At 60.3% G+C, this 16,433-nt stretch carries 15 protein-coding genes; 12 read left to right on the top strand and 3 right to left on the bottom strand.

Annotation, left to right across the window (positions count from 1 at the left end; genetic code table 11):
- The first annotated feature begins 5 nt into the window (after positions 1–5).
- Both MB02_RS01585 and MB02_RS01580 read left to right on the top strand, forming a co-directional pair.
- Positions 6–980: a DUF6607 family protein gene (locus tag MB02_RS01585; protein WP_067531573.1), complete on the top strand. Its 975-nt coding sequence runs from the start codon at positions 6–8 to the stop codon at positions 978–980.
- Between the two features lie 280 nt (positions 981–1,260).
- A complete protein-coding gene (locus tag MB02_RS01580) occupies positions 1,261–2,367 on the top strand; it encodes an NADH:flavin oxidoreductase/NADH oxidase (RefSeq protein ID WP_067532259.1) in 1,107 nt (368 codons plus the stop codon).
- A 52-nt stretch (positions 2,368–2,419) separates the two neighbouring features.
- Here the strand turns inward: MB02_RS01580 and MB02_RS01575 are convergent, their stop codons facing one another.
- Genes MB02_RS01575 through MB02_RS01565 form a run of 3 tightly spaced genes read right to left on the bottom strand, consistent with a single transcriptional unit; the run spans position 2,420 to position 4,338 of the window.
- The gene (locus tag MB02_RS01575) at positions 2,420–3,466 is read right to left on the bottom strand and encodes an enoyl-CoA hydratase/isomerase family protein (RefSeq protein ID WP_067531571.1); all 1,047 of its coding nucleotides are present in this window, start codon (positions 3,464–3,466) and stop codon (positions 2,420–2,422) included.
- 57 nt (positions 3,467–3,523) lie between these two features.
- Positions 3,524–3,829, bottom strand: coding sequence for an I78 family peptidase inhibitor (locus MB02_RS01570; RefSeq protein WP_067531569.1), 306 nt, complete (start codon positions 3,827–3,829; stop codon positions 3,524–3,526).
- Positions 3,830–3,843: 14 nt separating this feature from the next.
- On the bottom strand, positions 3,844–4,338 hold the full coding sequence (locus MB02_RS01565; RefSeq protein WP_067531566.1) for a hypothetical protein: 495 nt from the start codon (positions 4,336–4,338) through the stop codon (positions 3,844–3,846).
- 236 nt (positions 4,339–4,574) lie between these two features.
- On the opposite strand from MB02_RS01565, the gene MB02_RS01560 reads away from it, so the two are divergent.
- From MB02_RS01560 to cynS, 10 genes are all read left to right on the top strand, one after another.
- The gene (locus tag MB02_RS01560; protein ID WP_067532256.1) at positions 4,575–5,555 is read left to right on the top strand and encodes an NAD(P)H-dependent flavin oxidoreductase; all 981 of its coding nucleotides are present in this window, start codon (positions 4,575–4,577) and stop codon (positions 5,553–5,555) included.
- 80 nt (positions 5,556–5,635) lie between these two features.
- Entirely contained in the window at positions 5,636–6,217 is a 582-nt protein-coding gene (locus MB02_RS01555) for an ANTAR domain-containing response regulator (protein WP_067531564.1), read from the top strand.
- The gene (locus MB02_RS01550; RefSeq protein WP_067531562.1) at positions 6,214–7,422 is read left to right on the top strand and encodes an ABC transporter substrate-binding protein; all 1,209 of its coding nucleotides are present in this window, start codon (positions 6,214–6,216) and stop codon (positions 7,420–7,422) included. The genes MB02_RS01555 and MB02_RS01550 overlap by 4 nt, the downstream gene beginning before the upstream one ends.
- Before the next feature lie 219 nt (positions 7,423–7,641).
- On the top strand, positions 7,642–9,069 hold the full coding sequence (locus tag MB02_RS01545) for a CmpA/NrtA family ABC transporter substrate-binding protein (protein WP_067532253.1): 1,428 nt from the start codon (positions 7,642–7,644) through the stop codon (positions 9,067–9,069).
- Between the two features lie 45 nt (positions 9,070–9,114).
- Entirely contained in the window at positions 9,115–10,176 is a 1,062-nt protein-coding gene (locus MB02_RS01540; protein ID WP_082825894.1) for an ABC transporter permease, read from the top strand.
- 12 nt (positions 10,177–10,188) lie between these two features.
- Positions 10,189–11,874 carry an ABC transporter ATP-binding protein gene (locus MB02_RS01535; RefSeq protein ID WP_067531560.1) on the top strand — a complete coding sequence of 562 codons (1,686 nt, stop codon included), beginning with the start codon at positions 10,189–10,191 and terminating at the stop codon, positions 11,872–11,874.
- 60 nt (positions 11,875–11,934) lie between these two features.
- A complete protein-coding gene (locus MB02_RS01530; protein ID WP_067531559.1) occupies positions 11,935–13,167 on the top strand; it encodes an alginate export family protein in 1,233 nt (410 codons plus the stop codon).
- 21 nt (positions 13,168–13,188) lie between these two features.
- Entirely contained in the window at positions 13,189–14,019 is an 831-nt protein-coding gene (locus tag MB02_RS01525) for a formate/nitrite transporter family protein (RefSeq protein ID WP_067531557.1), read from the top strand.
- A gap of 32 nt (positions 14,020–14,051) precedes the next feature.
- Positions 14,052–15,860, top strand: coding sequence for a bifunctional protein-serine/threonine kinase/phosphatase (locus tag MB02_RS01520; RefSeq protein ID WP_235829408.1), 1,809 nt, complete (start codon positions 14,052–14,054; stop codon positions 15,858–15,860).
- Positions 15,857–16,300 (top strand): cyanase, encoded by a 444-nt coding sequence (gene cynS / locus MB02_RS01515; RefSeq protein WP_206598556.1) that lies wholly within the window; start codon positions 15,857–15,859, stop codon positions 16,298–16,300. Before MB02_RS01520 ends, cynS begins: the two co-directional genes overlap by 4 nt.
- Positions 16,301–16,433 lie beyond the last annotated feature (133 nt).

Here is a 16,433-nt window from a genome sequence, read left to right as displayed (position 1 = left end):
ATCGCATGAAAATCATCAAGACATTACTTGGGGGCGGTCTGTTGGCCATGGCCATGGCCGTTTCGCCCGCCATGGCGCATGGGCCAGTCGCGGAACGCACGGCGCACGAGGAAAGCGATGCGTTTGCCGCGGACCGGGCTGACATTCTCGCCATGGCGGGCAATTTCAGGGTTCGCTTCGACATGCAGGAATCGACCCCCTGGATGGCGGGCTACACGCCGCTGGAGCGAAAGATTTCTGGCGGATACGAGTCCGTGCGTGTGATCGAGGACACCGGGCGCAAGATCATGTTGCAGCACCTGTTGGTGGTGGAACACGACGGGCAAACTCATGTCATCAAGCACTGGCGTCAGGATTGGGAATACGAACCGGAAAAGATCCTTGTCTATGCAGGACCCGATAGCTGGGAGTGGGAGGATGTTCCCGTCGCCATGCGCCATGGACGTTGGTCTCAAACTGTCTGGCAGGTCGACGACAGCCCGCGCTATGCGGGTTGGGGGCAATGGGAAACGCAAGGCGGGGTCCGCCGCTGGCGCTCAAACTGGACCTGGCGCCCGCTGGCCCGCCGCGATGCGGTGCGCAATCCCGTCTATGATCGTTATTACGCCATCAATCGTCATCAGCCCACGCCGGACGGCTGGATCCATTGGCAGGACAACATCAAGATGGAATCCGTCGATGGCGGGTTGAAGCCGGTGGTGCAGGAATACGTGCTCAACACCTACACCCGTTCCGATGATTATCCCGTGGTGGCGGCGGATGCCTATTGGGCTGCAACCAAGGATTACTGGGCAGTGGTTCGCGCCGAATGGGACCAAGCGGCTGCTTCGAAGGGTGGCATTCATGTCCGGGAGCAAGCCGATACCGGCACAGTTATTTCAGCTCGTTTGCTGGAAATGGGCACGGCAATTTCGGACGGAACGATGACGGTACCGCAAGCCATTGAAGAGGCGCGGAGGCTGATCCGCGCAAACAGCTAGATTTCCCTTGCCTGGGCCGTGACCTGCGGTGGCCCGGGCAAACTGGACTGCGCCCCAAACCTCTCCCGACTGGGTGATAGTCCATGGCACTACCCCGGACCCTTGCCTTGTAACAGAGGCCGGGGCCGGGGACTTTTTGTAGGAAAATTCGGCCATAGAAGATGTGGATCGGGGGTGCTGTCCAACCGATGGCCTTTTCGATTTTGGGCGATGGACAAGAATCCATTCGCAGGTGCACAAGGCGCTCTCCTTCCTGCCAACCATTCTTGAGGCAATGAAAATGAGTGGAGCCAAGCTGTTCCAACCTGTCCGGATCGGTCCCCTGGAATTGCGCAACCGCATCATCATCGAACCGATGTGCCAGTATTCGGCCGAAGAAGGCTGCATGACCGACTGGCACCGGATGCACCTTGGCCATCTGGCTTTGTCCGGAGCGGGAATGCTGATTGTGGAGGCAACTGCGGTGTCGCCGGAAGGCCGCATCAGCTATGGCGATCTCGGCCTGTGGGATGATGCGACGGAGGCTGCGATGGCGCGCGTTTTGGAAAGTGTGCGCCGCTATAGCGACATGCCGGTAGCGATCCAGTTGGCCCACGCCGGGCGAAAGGCGTCCTGTGCGAAGCCTTGGGATGGCGGGGCCCAGATCGCTCCGGATCGTCCGAATGGCTGGCAAACACTGGCGCCCAGTGCCGTGCCTTTTGCGGAGGGGGAAAACGCGCCGGATGCCCTGGACAAGCAGGAGATGGCACGCATTCGTCAGGCGTTTGCCGATGCCGCCAGCCGGGCCGCCCGTATCGGCTTCGATGCGGTGCAGGTTCACTCTGCCCACGGTTATCTGATGCACCAGTTCCTCTCGCCGCTTTCAAATCTGAGAGAGGATGAATTCGGCGGCAGCCTGGAAAACCGGATGCGTTTCCCGCTGGAGGTATTCGAAGCGGTGCGGACTGCATTTCCCGCGGAAAAGCCGGTCATGCTGCGTGTTTCGGGCAGCGATTGGATGGATGGCGGCTGGGATGTCGAACAGACCGCGCGCTATGCACAAGCGTTGGAGGCGTCAGGCTGTGCAGCCATTGATGTGTCGAGCGGGGGCCTCCACGCAGGGCAGAAAATCCCTGTAGGGCCGAATTACCAGGTGCCGCTCGCCCGCGAAGTTCGGCAGGCCGTCAACATGCCGGTGATCGCGGTGGGACTCATCACCGAATTCGAACAGGCCGAGGCTATCGTCGGTACGGGCGATGCCGATGCAGTCGGGCTGGCGCGTGCAATGCTGTATGATCCGCGCTGGCCCTGGCACGCGGCCGCGCATTTCGGGGCCAGTGTCAAGGCACCGGATCAGTACAAGCGTTCCCAACCTAGGCAGTATCGCAATCTGTTCGACATGGATTGAGAACTTCGCGTCTGGAGGCTGGCGGCGAAGCGCGTTGGCCAGCTTCCACAAATCACAGAGGTTGCCATTCCTCCTGCGGGGGCAGAGGGGCGAAGACGGCGTCGATCATCGCTTCGCTGACCTCGTGAGCGGCGGCTGGTTGCCACTGAGGATCGTTGGTCTTGTCAATCAGCAACGCGCGAACCCCCTCGGCAAAATCCGGCAAGAGCACAGTGCGTGTGGCTGCCCGATATTCCATCGCCATGTTTTGAGCGAATGTCTTGGCCTTGCTGCCCAGTTGCAACTGGCGCAGGACCAGCTTGCAGGTCATCGGGCTTTTGGTGCCGAGCGTTTTCAGTTCCTTCGCAGCCCACTCTCCGCCATCGGCCTTGAGAGCGGCGAGATTGTCTTCGTAATTGTCTGACGCGAACAGCCGGTCGATCCTCTCGCGGTTGGCTGCCAGGCGTGGCGTTGGCGGCGTGACGGACAACTCTTCCAATATCGCTTCGATCGTATCAGGGGCGGCAATGATGCGAGCCTTGGCTTCTGGCAGGGCGTCGCTTGGCAGGTAATGTGTTGCCAGGCCTGCCCACAGGCATTCCGCACCATCCAGCCGGGCGCCGGTCAGGCCGAGAAACTGGCCTGTCCGCCCGGGGAGGCGGGACAGATACCATCCGCCACCGACATCGCAGATCAGGCCAATGCCGGTCTCCGGCATGGCAAAACGCGTATTTTCCGTTGCGATGCGATATTTCGCCGGCAACGAAATGCCGACCCCGCCGCCCATGGTGATGCCGTCCATGAAAGCGATGATCGGCTTGGGATAGGTGAACATCAGATGGTTCAGCTTGTATTCGGTGTCGAAGAACTGCCGCGCAGCAGCCCCTCCATCTTCCAGAGCAGACTGGCGTATCAGGGTCACATCGCCTCCGGCGCAAAAGCCACGCCCTTCAGCATGGTCGAGCAGGACAAAGCGGGCAGCATCGTCGCTGCGCCATGTTTGCAGGGCTTCGGTCATTGCCTTGCACATGGCGAGCGTCAGGGAATGGATTGCGCGAGGGCGATTGAGAGAGATATGCCCAGCGGGTCCGTGGGCATGGATATGCACTTCGTCAGTCATCTGTCCGTCTTTTTGCCATTTTCCTGCCCGTTATTCCGGAGCAGGTCACGCGGGTGCTCACCCGCAGGTGATGCGTTCGATTATCATGTCGTCGTCATAAGCGACAGTCAGCCGATCCTGTCTGAAATCCATTGTCATGGACGTGCGCGGTGGGCCCCAACGAAGTTGCCGTGCGCCCGTCAGCTCCAGCAATTGGGCGCCGATCGCTGTGGATGCGGCGGTGCCGACCAGAGATTGGGCGGGAGCCGCGTTGCAGACACCCGGCGATGCTACGGGTGGTGGGGTCTCGGCAGGTGGCTCACTCGCCGCGCAACCGGCAAGGAGAAGGGCGGGCATGGCATAGGCCAAGGATTTGCTTTTCATGGTTTTTCGCTCCTTCACGTACACTTGCTATACTCGAATGGCCCGGGCAATGCATCCTTTCCATACTCGCGACGGATCAGCGTTTTGCCGCCATCCTGCACGTCCAGCACTTCTTCGCGGGACCAGCTCATGCCTTCACCAGTGAAGTCGAAGGACGCGCGGAGCCGGGTGCCGGAAATTTCCTGAATTTCGTCCAGCGTGCCCACCGATTCATAGAATTGCAGAGTTGTTCCGTCGATTTTCAGCAATCCCTTGGCATCTCCGCGTGTGCTCGTGCAGTCGGCGGGAACCAGGCCCCAGCGGCCTTGTGCGGCCAGGGGTATGCTCTTGCTGTCACTGTCAGATAGCGGCGGGGGATTCGACGCATCCGCAATACCGGAATTGCGTTCCGTTTCGGTCGATTGTTGTGTTGTGGTTGAACCGGTCGGTTCCGGTTCGTTGCTTTTGTCCTCGCCACAGGCGGAGAGGGCCAGCAGGGCCAGAGTCGCTGGAACGATTGTCTTGCGCATGGATCGAACTCCTCTTTCCTTCCAGCGAGATAACGCATGGCGCGTTTGAGTTATCCCGCGGTGTGGGAAAACACTGCTGCCGGATGTGCCCCAGGTGGGAAATTGGGGACGACGCGGTGCCACTTGCATGTCGGAATTCGTACAATTGAATTTCGACCATATAGGCGGCAAGGACATCGCCGCCGCCTGCCGTGTTGCAAGCTGGCCCGATAATCCGGCGCAAAGGATGTATGAGAATGGCGTTCAAGACCCGCATTACCGAACTGCTTGGCATTGAACATCCCATCGTTCAGGGAGGCATGCAGAACGTCGGTATCGCGGAACTGGCGAGCGCGGTCTCCAATGCCGGTGGACTGGGGATGCTGACGGGGCTCACGCAGCCTGATCCAGAGGCTTTGCGCAACGAAATTGCGCGCTGTCGCACAATGACGGACAAACCGTTCGGCGTGAACCTGACGGTATTGCCGACAATCAATGCGCCTGATTACGGTGCCTATGCACAAGCCATAATTGACGGTGGCGTGGGCGTTGTGGAAACGGCGGGTTCCCCCGCCGTGCGAGAGATTTGGGCGATGCTCAAGCCTCATGGAATCAAGATCCTTCATAAATGCACCGCTGTTCGCCACGCACTTTCCGCTGAAAGGCACGGGGTCGACGTGATTTCGATCGACGGGTTCGAATGCGCTGGGCATCCGGGGGAAGATGACATTCCCGGCCTGATCCTGATCCCCGCTGCTGCCGACAAGGTGAAGATCCCGTTGCTGGCCAGCGGCGGGTTCGGTGATGGGCGGGGGCTGGCGGCTGCGCTGGCCCTGGGGGCCGATGGCATCAACATGGGAACCCGTTTCTGCGCGACCAGGGAAGCGCCGATACACGAGAATGTGAAGGCCAGGTACGTCGAGAATGACGAACGCGGGACCAACCTGATCTTCCGCAAATTCAAGAACACCGCACGCGTCGCCAAAAGCGAGGTTTCCGATGAGGTTGTTGAAATTTCGGCTCGGCCGGATGCGACCTTCGAGGACATCCGGCATCTTGTTTCGGGGGTGAAGGGCGCTGAGCTGCTCGAAACGGGAGACTTGTCTCAAGGCATCTTCTGGGCCGGGCAAGTTCAGGGCCTGATCCACGATATTCCAAGCTGCGCGGAACTCGTGAGCCGAATAGTCGCGGAAGCCGAGCAGGTAATTCAGCGCCGCCTTGCCGGTATGCTTGCCTGATGGAGTGATGGCCTGCCTCGTCGCAGAATTGAGCAGGGAAGGTATTGTTGCGTTGCAGCAATACCGGTAGACCTCGCGCCATGCGGATCGCGATTGTCGACGAAAGTGCTGCTCGCGCCTCGATTATCGAGGAAGGGCTCGCCACGCTCGACGATTGCGAGATATTCATTCTTACCGAGCGTAAGGCATTGCTGGCCCGGATCGAAGAGATCGGGCCGGATGTCGTCCTGATTGATCTCGGCAACCCGTCGCGCGACGTGTTGGAAGAGTATTTTGCGGTCAGCAGAGTGCTGGATCGCCCGATCGCGATGTTCGTCGATGAATCGGATGATGACGCCATCGCCGCGTCGATCGATGCCGGGGTATCCGCCTATGTGGTCGATGGGCTGGCATCCAATCGCATCCGTTCGTTGCTGGACCTTGCGGTGCGCCGCTTCAACGCGTTCTCACGGCTTCAGGCTGATCTGGCGGAAGCCAAGGGGAAGCTGGCGGAACGGGAAGCCATCGACAAGGCCAAGCGTATCCTGATGAACAGCAGGGGTTTGTCTGAACCCGATGCTTATGCGGAGTTGCGGCGCACCGCGATGAATCAGGGCCGTCGCATCGCCGATATTGCCGAGGCAGTGATTACGGCCGAAGAACTTTTGGGAGGGATCGGATGAGCAATGAACTAACCATCGGATTCCTGCCTCTGGTGGATGCCTGCCTGCCGATCCTCGCCAGCGAACATGGGTTTGCGGAGGAAGAAGGGCTCTCGCTGCGGCTGGTGAAGGATATGAGCTGGGCCACTGTGCTGGACCGGCTGCTTTATGGCCATAGTGACGCGGCGCATATGGTTGCGCCTCTGGCAATCGCCACGACGCTGGGGCGGGGCAGGCCTGCGCAACCGCTTTCGGTTCCGTTCGTGCTCGGTCTCAATGGCAATGCCATTACTTTGCGGAGCGATCTGGCGGACAGGGTAAATCCTGCGGGTGGATTGGGCGATCCCGTTCAGGTTGGCGGGCTGCTTGCCAAAGTTGCGGCGGAGCGCCTTGGGCAGGGTAATCCCCTGCGGTTCGGTGTCGTGCACCGCTATTCCAGTCATAATTACAAACTGCGATACTGGCTTGCGGCATGCGGTATCCGGCCGGATCGCGATATCGAGATCATGACGGTTGCGCCGCCCTTCGTGGCCGATGCCCTTGCCAGCGGCGAAGTCGATGGAATCTGTGTTGGGGAACCCTACAACAGCGTAGCGGTAGAGCGGGGGGTGGGCACGATCGTGCTCGCCACGGCACAGATATGGCGCCGGGGGGTTGAAAAGGTACTGGCCGTGCGTGAGCCCGTGCTGGAAGCGCGGCGGCCTGAATTCGAGGCATTGATCCGTGCGCTGCGTGCGGCAGGCCGTCATTTCGTCGATCCTGCCAATTGGGAAATCAATGCCGAGATTCTCTCCCGGCCGAAATATGTCGGGGGCGATCCGAAGATTATCCTGCGGTCTCTCTCCGATCGACTGGTGTTGAAACAGGGTGGTGCGCCAGTGCACTATTCGGATTTCATGTTTCAGCATCGCGAGGCGGCAAACTTTCCCTGGGTCAGCCAGGCGGAATGGCTTTACAGCCAGATGGTGCGCTGGGATGGGCTGGCATACGGAAAAGACGATGCCGTTTCAGCCGCTCGGGTGTTTCGGCCCGACGTTTATCGCAGTGCGTTGAAAGGAACAGGCGATGCACTGCCCGGTGCCAGTTCGAAAGTCGAAGGCAGTCTCGCGGGGCCAACCGCGGTAACCACGCAGCAAGGTGATATCACCTTGTCGGAAAACAGTTTCTTCGATGGGCGTAGTTTCGACCCGGATGATTTGCAGGGCTATCTTGCGAGCCTTCCTTGAGGGGTAAATTATGCTGCACCGCAAAAATCGCTTTACGAGGCGGAGGCGAATCGTTTAGTACTTGCCTCACCGGAGGACGCCGCCCAAGGTCGGGCGAAGTTTCGGCCTCTGGTTGAATTTATCAAACGCGTGGCAACGGTGCCGCCCGATCTGGTTTGCTGGTCAAACCGAATCGAGGCGGCTTTTTTGCGTTGTGCGCCGGATGACGGACGGAGCAATATGGTCGGGTGTAAAGGGTTCCAATTCGATCGACGCGGTGTGCTGGCGGCCTTGGCCGCGAGCTTGGCTCTGGCGGGTTGCGGATCGGGCAATGGCGATGCCTCCGGTGGTCAGACGGTCTCTGCGGCCAAGCTCGACGGTGCGATCGAGAAGCCCAATCTCAAGCTCGGTTTCATCAAGCTGACCGATATGGCGCCACTCGCCATTGCGAAGGAGAAGGGCTTCTTCGCGGATGAAGGATTGAACGTCACGCTCGAACCGCAGGCAAACTGGAAAGTCCTGCTCGACGGCGTGATTGGCGGCCAACTCGACGGTGCGCATATGCTTGCCGGACAGCCATTGGCCGCAACGATCGGTTACGGCACGAAGGCGGACCTGATTGCGCCGCTCAGCCTCGATCTTAATGGCAATGCCATCACCTTGTCGAACAAGGTCTGGTCCATGATCGCTCCGACCCTGCCGAAGAATGCGGACGGAAAGCCCAAGCACCCGATCTCTGCAAGTGTGCTCAAACCCGTGGTCGAAACCTTTGGCCAACAGGGCAAGACTTTCAAGATGGGTATGGTCTTCCCGGTCAGCACGCACAATTATGAACTGCGTTATTGGCTGGCGGCCGGGGGGCTTAATCCCGGCTACTACACGCCGGGTGATGTTGGCGGCACGGTCGCCGCTGATGTGCAGCTTTCCGTGACGCCGCCGCCGCAGATGCCGGCGACGCTCGAGGCCGGAACGATCGAAGGCTACTGCGTCGGGGAGCCATGGAACCAGGCGGCGGTCTTCAAGAAGATCGGCGTGCCGGTGATTACGGACGACGAGATCTGGCACGACAATCCTGAGAAGGTTTTCGGCCTGCGCAAGGATTTCGCGGAGAAATATCCCGCGACCACCGCAGCGGTGCTGCGTGCAATTATCAAGGCGCAACAGTGGCTGGATGAAGGCGGCGGCAAGAACCGCCCGGAAGCGGTCAAAATCCTGTCGCAGCCCAATTACGTTGGCGCAGACTATGACGTGATCGCCGCTTCGATGACCGGAAAGTTCACTTTCGAACCCGGCGATACGCGGCCAGCCCCGGGCTTCAACATCTTCTTCGACAAGTTCGCAGGCTACCCATATTACTCCGATGCGATCTGGTATCTCACGCAGATGCGGCGGTGGGGGCAGATTGCCGACGACAAGACCGACCAGTGGTATTTCGATACGGCAAAGGCTGTCTATCGCCCGGACCTCTATCTCGCGGCGGCCAGCAAGCTGGTCAAGGATGGCGAGATTCCTGCCGCAAGCGTGCCCGAAACGGATGGCTTCCGGGGCGAACAGGGCGGCTTCATCGACGGTGTTACGTATGATGGGAAGCAACCCAATGCTTATCTCGCCAAATTCAAAATCGGCCTGAAGAACGGCCAGACAGTGACTGCTGCGGGCGTGCAATAGACGCGCCGCGCGCCGCCTCAGGACAAGAACAGGAGAATCGTTCCCATGGCTACCGCTTTCGCAGACAGCGCAGCCCCGATTCCGGAAGCGGAAAATCTGCAAGCGGGGGCTGACCTGGTTCAGCCTCCATCCACTGCCAGTTCCCGGCGCCAGGTGCGGGAACGCAGTGAGCGTTTGCTGGCGGGCAAGCTGACGGCGCTGGGTAAGGCACTGGTGGCCCCGGTCATTGGGATACTGGCCTTTCTGGCCCTGTGGGCCGTTCTCGCTCCGCAGGTCAATACTTCACTGGGCGCATTGCCGGGGCCGGTCGAGGTGGTTGGGCAAGGTGGGGCCCTTTATGAAGAATGGAGCGCGGCCAAGGCTTCGGAAGCGCAGTTCTATGCCGAACAGGACGCGCGCAACGAAGCAGCAATCGCGGCAGGAAATCCGCAGGCAGTTCGGCACTTCGATTATGCCGGTCCTCCGACTTTTCTCGACCAGATTGCGACCTCACTCAAGACGGTAGCGCTGGGGTTTGTCCTTGCGACGCTGGTTGCTGTGCCGATCGGCCTCGTCTGCGGCCTGTCGCCGCTGGTCAACGCCGCGATCAACCCCCTCGTCCAGATCATGAAGCCGGTCAGTCCGCTGGCCTGGCTGCCGATCGTGACCATGGTCATTTCTGCCACGATGAGTGGGCCGGATCCGATGTTGCCCAAGAGCTTCGTGATTTCCGCCATCGTGGTGATGCTGTGCTCTCTGTGGCCGACGCTCATCAACACGGCCGTGGGGACGGCCAGCATCGACCGGGACCTGCTGAATGTCGGGCGAGTGCTCAAACTTGGCTGGTTTGCCAAGCTGACCAAGCTGGTCCTGCCCAGTTCGCTGCCCTTTATTTTCACCGGGATGCGACTGTCGCTCGGTGTGGGCTGGATGGTGCTGATTGCGGCTGAAATGCTCGCGCAGAATCCGGGCCTCGGCAAGTTCGTGTGGGATGAGTTCCAGAACGGCAGTTCGCAAAGCCTCGCACGGATCATGTTCGCGGTGATTGTCATCGGCTTCATCGGCTTTGCGCTCGATCGCATCATGATGGCATTCCAGTCGTTCGCCTCCAAGAACCACCAGATCTGAGGGGCCGGGAACATGACTTTTCAGCCGATCCTGTCTCTGCGGAACGTCAGCAAATCCTATAGGGGCAAGACGGGAGGAACCACGCCTGTCCTTGACGGGATCGACCTCGATGTGCGTGAGGGGGAATTCATTGCGGTGCTCGGTTTCTCCGGAGCGGGCAAGACCACGCTGATTTCCGCGATTGCGGGCCTGCTGGCTCCGGATTCCGGCGAAATCCTGTTGCATGGGGAGCCGGTTGACGGGCCGGGCAAGGATCGGGGCCTGGTATTCCAGTCCTATTCCCTGTTCCCCTGGCTGACAGTGAAGCAGAATGTCGCGCTGGCGGTGGATGCGGTACACAAGGATCGCAGCGCTGCGGAGCGGGCGGCTCTGGTCCGCCAAAAAGTTGAACTCGTCGGGCTGGGGCATGCGATGGAACGCATGCCGGCCCAGCTTTCCGGCGGTATGCGGCAGCGTGTGGCGGTGGCCCGCGCATTGGCCATGGAGCCGGAAATCCTCTTGCTGGACGAACCTTTGTCGGCGCTCGACGCGTTGACGCGGGCGAAATTGCAGGACGAGATCGAACGTATCCGCGAGGAAGAGAAGCGGACGATTATCCTCGTGACCAACGATGTCGACGAGGCCCTTTTGCTGGCCGACCGCGTCGCGGTGTTGACCCCTGCGCCTGCGGCGCGGATCGGCCGCATATTCGATGTTGATGTGCCGCGTCCGCGCGGGCGTGAAGCGATGAACGACGATCCGGCCTTCCAGGCGCTGCGCAAGCGGATTGTCGACTTTCTTGGCAGTTTGAATGCTGGAAACGGCAGCATGGGCGAAAGTGCGGTTGATTTGCCCGATGTCAGCCCGCTCGACCTTGCCCCTCCGCCCCAGGCCTATCGCGAAGCGGCCCGCAGCGCGGTCGAGCAGCGCTATCTCGAATTCTACAAGCTGCGGAAAGTCTATCCGACGCCAAAAGGACCTCTGACCGTAGTGGAGGACTTCAACCTGCTAATGGATCGGGGCGAATTCGTTTCGCTGATCGGGCATTCGGGCTGCGGCAAGTCAACTGTGCTGACAATGGCCGCCGGTCTGAATGGTATATCGGGCGGAGGCATCGTGCTCGACAATCGGGAAATAGACGTCGCCGGGCCGGACAAGGCAGTGGTGTTTCAGGCGCCCAGCCTGATGCCCTGGCTGACCGCGCGAGAGAATGTCGCACTTGGTGTGGAACGGGTTTATCCCCACGCCGGCAAGAGCGAGCGGCGCGATATTGTCGATTACTATCTGGATCGCGTCGGGCTGGCCGATGCGAAGGAGAAACTGGCTGCCGAAATGTCCAACGGCATGCGCCAGCGTGTCGGTATCGCTCGTGCTTTCGCTCTTAGTCCGAGGCTGCTCCTTCTGGACGAGCCGTTCGGTATGCTCGACAGCCTCACCCGCTGGGATTTGCAGGACGTTCTGGTCGAAACGTGGAACCGCACGAAGGTGACGGCGATCATGGTCACGCATGATGTGGATGAGGCAATCCTGCTGGCTGACCGGGTGGTCATGATGACCAATGGCCCCAACGCCACCATCGGCAAGATTCTGGATGTCGATCTGCCGCGCCCGCGCGATCGCAAGGCGCTGCTCGATCATCCCAAGTTCTACCAATACCGCCAGGAAGTGCTCCACTTCCTTGCCGAATACGATCACGGGCCGGAGGCGAAAGCCGCCTGATGCCGTGACAGCGAGGGAGAGGCCGCCCGAGGGTCGCAAGTTGTAGGGAGGCTTTGAAGTATGAGGACTGTCGTTTCGAGCGGCCTCGCCATATTGATGGCGAGCGTCGCAACCCCGGCGCTCGCCCAGAATTGGGGTGGGCCAACCGCGATCGGGGATGGCGTTACGCTTGATCCGATTGTGGATCTGCGACTGCGTTACGAGAACGTCGATCAGGACAATCCGGTTGACGATGCCGATGCCGTGACATTGCGGCTGCGGGCTGGCGCGGAACTGAAGGCAGGCGAATTTTCGGTGCTGGTGGAGGGAGAGGGAACCCTGGCCATCGGCAACGATTACAACGCCTTCCCATTCCCTGCCGAAGACCAGAATCGACCCTACTCGGTTGTGGCCGACCCGGAAAACATAGAGCTCAATCGTGCCCAGATCGCCTGGGCGAAAGGCGGCAACGGCGTGACTGTCGGTCGCCAGCGGATCAATATTGACGATCAGCGCTGGGTTGGTTCGGTGGGCTGGCGCCAGAACGAGCAGACTTTCGACGCTGTGCGGGGCACGGCGAAGTTCGGGCCGGTCAGTCTCGACGCCACTTATGCCATAGGACAACGCACCGTGTTCGGCATCGATGCGGGCGGGCGGCAGGCCTACGATGGAGATTTCATCTTCCTTGGCGCCGGGGTGAAGGCAGGTCCGGTCAATCTAAAAGGCTTCGCGTACCTGCTGGATTACGATGATCCGTTGATGGCTGCGCATTCCAGCAAGACCTTGGGCATGCTCGCAACGACTTCGCTTCCTCTTGGCTCCAAGGTGAAGCTGGACCTCAAGGCCAGCTACGCAAACCAGGCCGACTGGAAAACTTCGGCCAGGAACTACAGCGCCGATCACGTGGCATTGGAAGGCTCGCTTTCGGTGCAGGGCTTCACGCTGACAGGCGGGTACGAATTGCTTGGCAGCGACAATGGCGTGGGTCTGGCGACGCCGATGGCAACGCTTCACAAGTTCAACGGCTGGGCCGATGTGTTTCTCAACACGCCCGCCGCCGGGCTGGAAGATGTCTATGTGGGCATCGCCTATGGCTTTCCCACGATGCAGGTCATTCCCGGTCTCAAGGCCAGTGTGACCTACCACGAATTCGACAGCGACAAGAGCGGGCTGGATTACGGCAGCGAGTGGGACGCCTCGCTGGGCTTCAAGCTCGGCCCGGTCGGCATGCTCGCCAAGTACGCGAAGTACGATGCCGATGGCTTTTCCGTCGATACCGACAAGTTCTGGCTCCAGGCCGCTTACAGCTTCTGATGAAGACGAAAGGGGGTACCCATGTCCTATCTCGCACCTAGTGAATTCGTGACCAAGCTGGTCGATGCTGGGGAATCCAAGATTCTCATGTCGACCAAGGATACCTTGATCCGCGCATATATGGCGGGCGCAACCCTGGCGCTTGCCGCAGCCTTTGCCGTGACCATCAATGTCCAGACCGGGCAGCCACTGGCTGGGGCTGTGCTCTTCCCCGTCGGATTCTGCATCCTTTACCTGCTCGGCTATGACCTGCTCACCGGCGTATTCGTGCTGGCCCCGCTAGCCGTCTGGGACAAGCGGCCCGGCTGTACGTGGAACGGCGTCTTGCGGAATTGGGGACTGGTATTCGTCGGCAATTTTGCCGGGGCCCTGACCACCGCAGTGATGATGGCGGTCTATTTTACTTATGGCTTCTCCACCGATCCGAGCGAGGTAGGGCAGAAACTCGCGGGAATCGGTGTCGCGCGGACGTTGGGTTATGAGCAGTACGGCGCAGCCGGCTGGCTGACGATTTTCGTACGCGGCATGCTGTGCAACTGGATGGTTTCGACCGGAGTAGTCGGGGCGCAGGTTTCGACCAGCGTTTCGGGCAAGGTGATCGCCATGTGGATGCCGATCATGCTGTTCTTCTACATGACGTTTGAACACTCGATAGTGAACATGTTCCTGTTCCCGACCGCCTTGATGATGGGCGGAGCCTTTACGCTGGGGGATTATTTCTGGTGGAATGAAGTCCCGACCGTACTCGGCAATCTTGTCGGTGGCGTCACGTTCACGGGCCTGATGCTTTACAGCACTCACATCCGGACTTCGCCGAAGCGGCAGGCCGCTGGCCTCAAGGTTGCGGCTTAATGCCGCAGGCGGGAGGAAGTGGCTTGACGGACGTGCTTCCTCCCGCATCACATGCTGGTGTGAAAAACCGGCTTGCCATAACGCTCGGACACTATTCGAGCGCGGGCGCGAAGCTCGAGAACCAGGATTTTCACGGCGCTCTCCAACCGGAGGGGGCCGACCTGGCGGCAAAGGGGATTGTCCTGTGCCTGGCCGACGGGATCAGCACCAGCGCCTTGGGCGCGACGGCGGCTGAAACGGCGGTCAAGACTTTCCTCAGCGATTACTATTGCACCTCGCCCGCCTGGTCTGTGCGGACGTCGGCCGAACGGGTGATTGCCGCCACTAACAGCTGGATGCATGCCCAGAACCGTCGCGTTCTGGGGCCCGTGCCAAGCGACAGCGAACGCGAGCGGGGGCTGGTCTGCACGTTTTCCGCGCTGATTCTGAAATCGCGCAGCGCGCATGTGTTCCATATCGGAGATGCGCAGGTCGCCCGGATTTCCGGCCAGTCGGTGGAGCCGTTGACGGAACTTCATCGTGTCGATCTCGGCGGGGGCGAAAGTTATCTCGGCAGGGCGATGGGGGTGAACCGGGCCGTCGAGATCGATTACCGCCAGGTGCCTCTAGTGCCCGGCGATCTGTTCATGCTCTCGACCGACGGAGTTCACGAATACCTGTCGGCAAGAATGATCGTCGACATCATCGAAGCGGCGGCCACGTTGGACGTGGCGGCCAGGATCATTGCCGCGACGGCGCAGGCGGGAGGCAGCGGTGATAATCTGACTGTCCAGCTCGTGCGGATAGAGAGCCTGCCCGATGGCGGGATAGAAGATCTGGTCGGGGCGGAAACCTCGCTGCCGCCGGCCTCCGTCTTGGCTGAAGGGCAGGGTTTCGAAGGTTATACGATCCTCCGGCAAATTCACTCCGGTAGCCGCAGCCACGTCTATCTCGCCTGTGATGATGCAAGCGGAGCGGAAGTCGCTCTCAAAATCCTGTCGACTGAACTGGCTGAGGATCCTGCGGCGCTTTCCTCGCTGTTGCTGGAGGAGTGGATCCTGCGGCGGCTGGATCATCCGAACCTGCTCCGTGCCGCCACGCACTATCGCGCGCGCCGGTTCGCCTTTTCCGTGAGCCAATATGTGGCGGGTCAGAGTCTCCATGCCTGGATGCTGGATCACCCCATGCCGGACCTTGCGACTGTGCGTGAGGTAGTGAAGCAATTGGCGAGCGGGCTTCAGGCCCTGCACAGGCGCGAAATGGTCCATCGGGACATCAGGCCGCACAATGTCCTGCTGGACAGAGATGGCCGGGCAATCATCATAGATTTCGGTTCGGTGCAGGTCGCCGGGCTGGATGAACTGGCACAGCGACCGCTGGAGGCAGCCTTCGCCGGAACCATTCAATATTCTGCGCCGGAACTGTACCTTGGCTATCCCGCCACCCGGCAAAGCGATCTCTATTCCCTGGGAGTGGTGGCATACCAGATGCTGACCGGCCATTTGCCTTACGGCCCACGCGTTGCCGCAGCCGGCACCCGCGCGGCGCAGCGAAAGCTGACTTACACGCCCGTCATGCATTACAACCCTGACGTGCCCGACTGGATGGATGCAGCGATCCGCAAGGCGGTGAATCTCGATCCCGCGCGGCGTTATGGCGAATTGTCCGAATTTGTAGTCGATCTGACCAAGCCCAATGCGAGCCTTGCTCCGGCTGGCCTCATGCCATTGTTTCAGCGCGGTTCGGTCCGCGCCTGGAAAATCGTCAGCGGCATACTTGCCGCGGCTCTCTTGGCCTCACTTCTTACCCGGCCGGATGTGGCCGGGCCCTCTCCCACCCCAGAACAGGAGATTATCCCATGATGACCAAAGCCGACGTGACAGAGATGATCATGGAAAAGAAGCGGGCCGGAGGCACTACCTGGGCGGAGATCGCCGATATGGCGGGGCTTGGTGAGGTTTTCGTGACGTCTGCCTGCCTCGGAATGAACAGCCTGCCGCGTGAATCTGCCGACAAGATCGCCAGTGGGCTTGGCCTGCCGCAAGAGGCAGCCGTGGTTCTGGCGGAATTTCCGAAGAAGATGTTCGAACAGGCCGTCCCGACCGACCCATGCATTTATCGCTTTTACGAAATCGTGGGCGTCTATGGCGAGACCTTGAAGGAACTGATCCAGGAAAAGGGCGGCGACGGCATCATGAGTGCAATTGATTTCGACATGACGGTGGAGAAGATCCCCAATGAAAAAGGGGATCGCATTCAGGTTACGATGTCCGGCAAGTTTCTGCCTTACAAGAGCTGGTAAGCTCTGCCGCGCGGCAGGGCGGTGCAGCTCGTTTTGCTGCACCGCAAAAATTGCCTTGCCGCGCGGCCACGGAATCGGTTATTAAACAAGTGAACGGAATCGCGCCGGCCAGGGTAGGTCGAAACAGCGCATC

The sequence above is a fragment of the Croceicoccus estronivorus genome (assembly GCF_001625325.1).
Classification (GTDB): Bacteria; Pseudomonadota; Alphaproteobacteria; order Sphingomonadales; family Sphingomonadaceae; genus Caenibius; species Caenibius estronivorus.
This window is presented reverse-complemented; position numbering and strand designations above follow the sequence as displayed.

What these genes read in the sequence shown, in the direction of transcription:
- cynS (WP_206598556.1), top strand. Translation starts at nt 15,857, where the DNA reads ATGATGACCAAAGCCGACGTGACAGAGATGATCATGGAAAAGAAGCGG.
- MB02_RS01540 (WP_082825894.1), top strand. Translation starts at nt 9,115, where the DNA reads ATGGCTACCGCTTTCGCAGACAGCGCAGCCCCGATTCCGGAAGCGGAA.
- MB02_RS01535 (WP_067531560.1), top strand. Translation starts at nt 10,189, where the DNA reads ATGACTTTTCAGCCGATCCTGTCTCTGCGGAACGTCAGCAAATCCTAT.
- MB02_RS01580 (WP_067532259.1), top strand. Translation starts at nt 1,261, where the DNA reads ATGAGTGGAGCCAAGCTGTTCCAACCTGTCCGGATCGGTCCCCTGGAA.
- MB02_RS01550 (WP_067531562.1), top strand. Translation starts at nt 6,214, where the DNA reads ATGAGCAATGAACTAACCATCGGATTCCTGCCTCTGGTGGATGCCTGC.
- MB02_RS01545 (WP_067532253.1), top strand. Translation starts at nt 7,642, where the DNA reads ATGGTCGGGTGTAAAGGGTTCCAATTCGATCGACGCGGTGTGCTGGCG.
- MB02_RS01530 (WP_067531559.1), top strand. Translation starts at nt 11,935, where the DNA reads ATGAGGACTGTCGTTTCGAGCGGCCTCGCCATATTGATGGCGAGCGTC.
- MB02_RS01555 (WP_067531564.1), top strand. Translation starts at nt 5,636, where the DNA reads ATGCGGATCGCGATTGTCGACGAAAGTGCTGCTCGCGCCTCGATTATC.
- MB02_RS01575 (WP_067531571.1), bottom strand. Translation starts at nt 3,466, where the DNA reads ATGACTGACGAAGTGCATATCCATGCCCACGGACCCGCTGGGCATATC.
- MB02_RS01560 (WP_067532256.1), top strand. Translation starts at nt 4,575, where the DNA reads ATGGCGTTCAAGACCCGCATTACCGAACTGCTTGGCATTGAACATCCC.
- MB02_RS01570 (WP_067531569.1), bottom strand. Translation starts at nt 3,829, where the DNA reads ATGAAAAGCAAATCCTTGGCCTATGCCATGCCCGCCCTTCTCCTTGCC.
- MB02_RS01565 (WP_067531566.1), bottom strand. Translation starts at nt 4,338, where the DNA reads ATGCGCAAGACAATCGTTCCAGCGACTCTGGCCCTGCTGGCCCTCTCC.
- MB02_RS01525 (WP_067531557.1), top strand. Translation starts at nt 13,189, where the DNA reads ATGTCCTATCTCGCACCTAGTGAATTCGTGACCAAGCTGGTCGATGCT.
- MB02_RS01585 (WP_067531573.1), top strand. Translation starts at nt 6, where the DNA reads ATGAAAATCATCAAGACATTACTTGGGGGCGGTCTGTTGGCCATGGCC.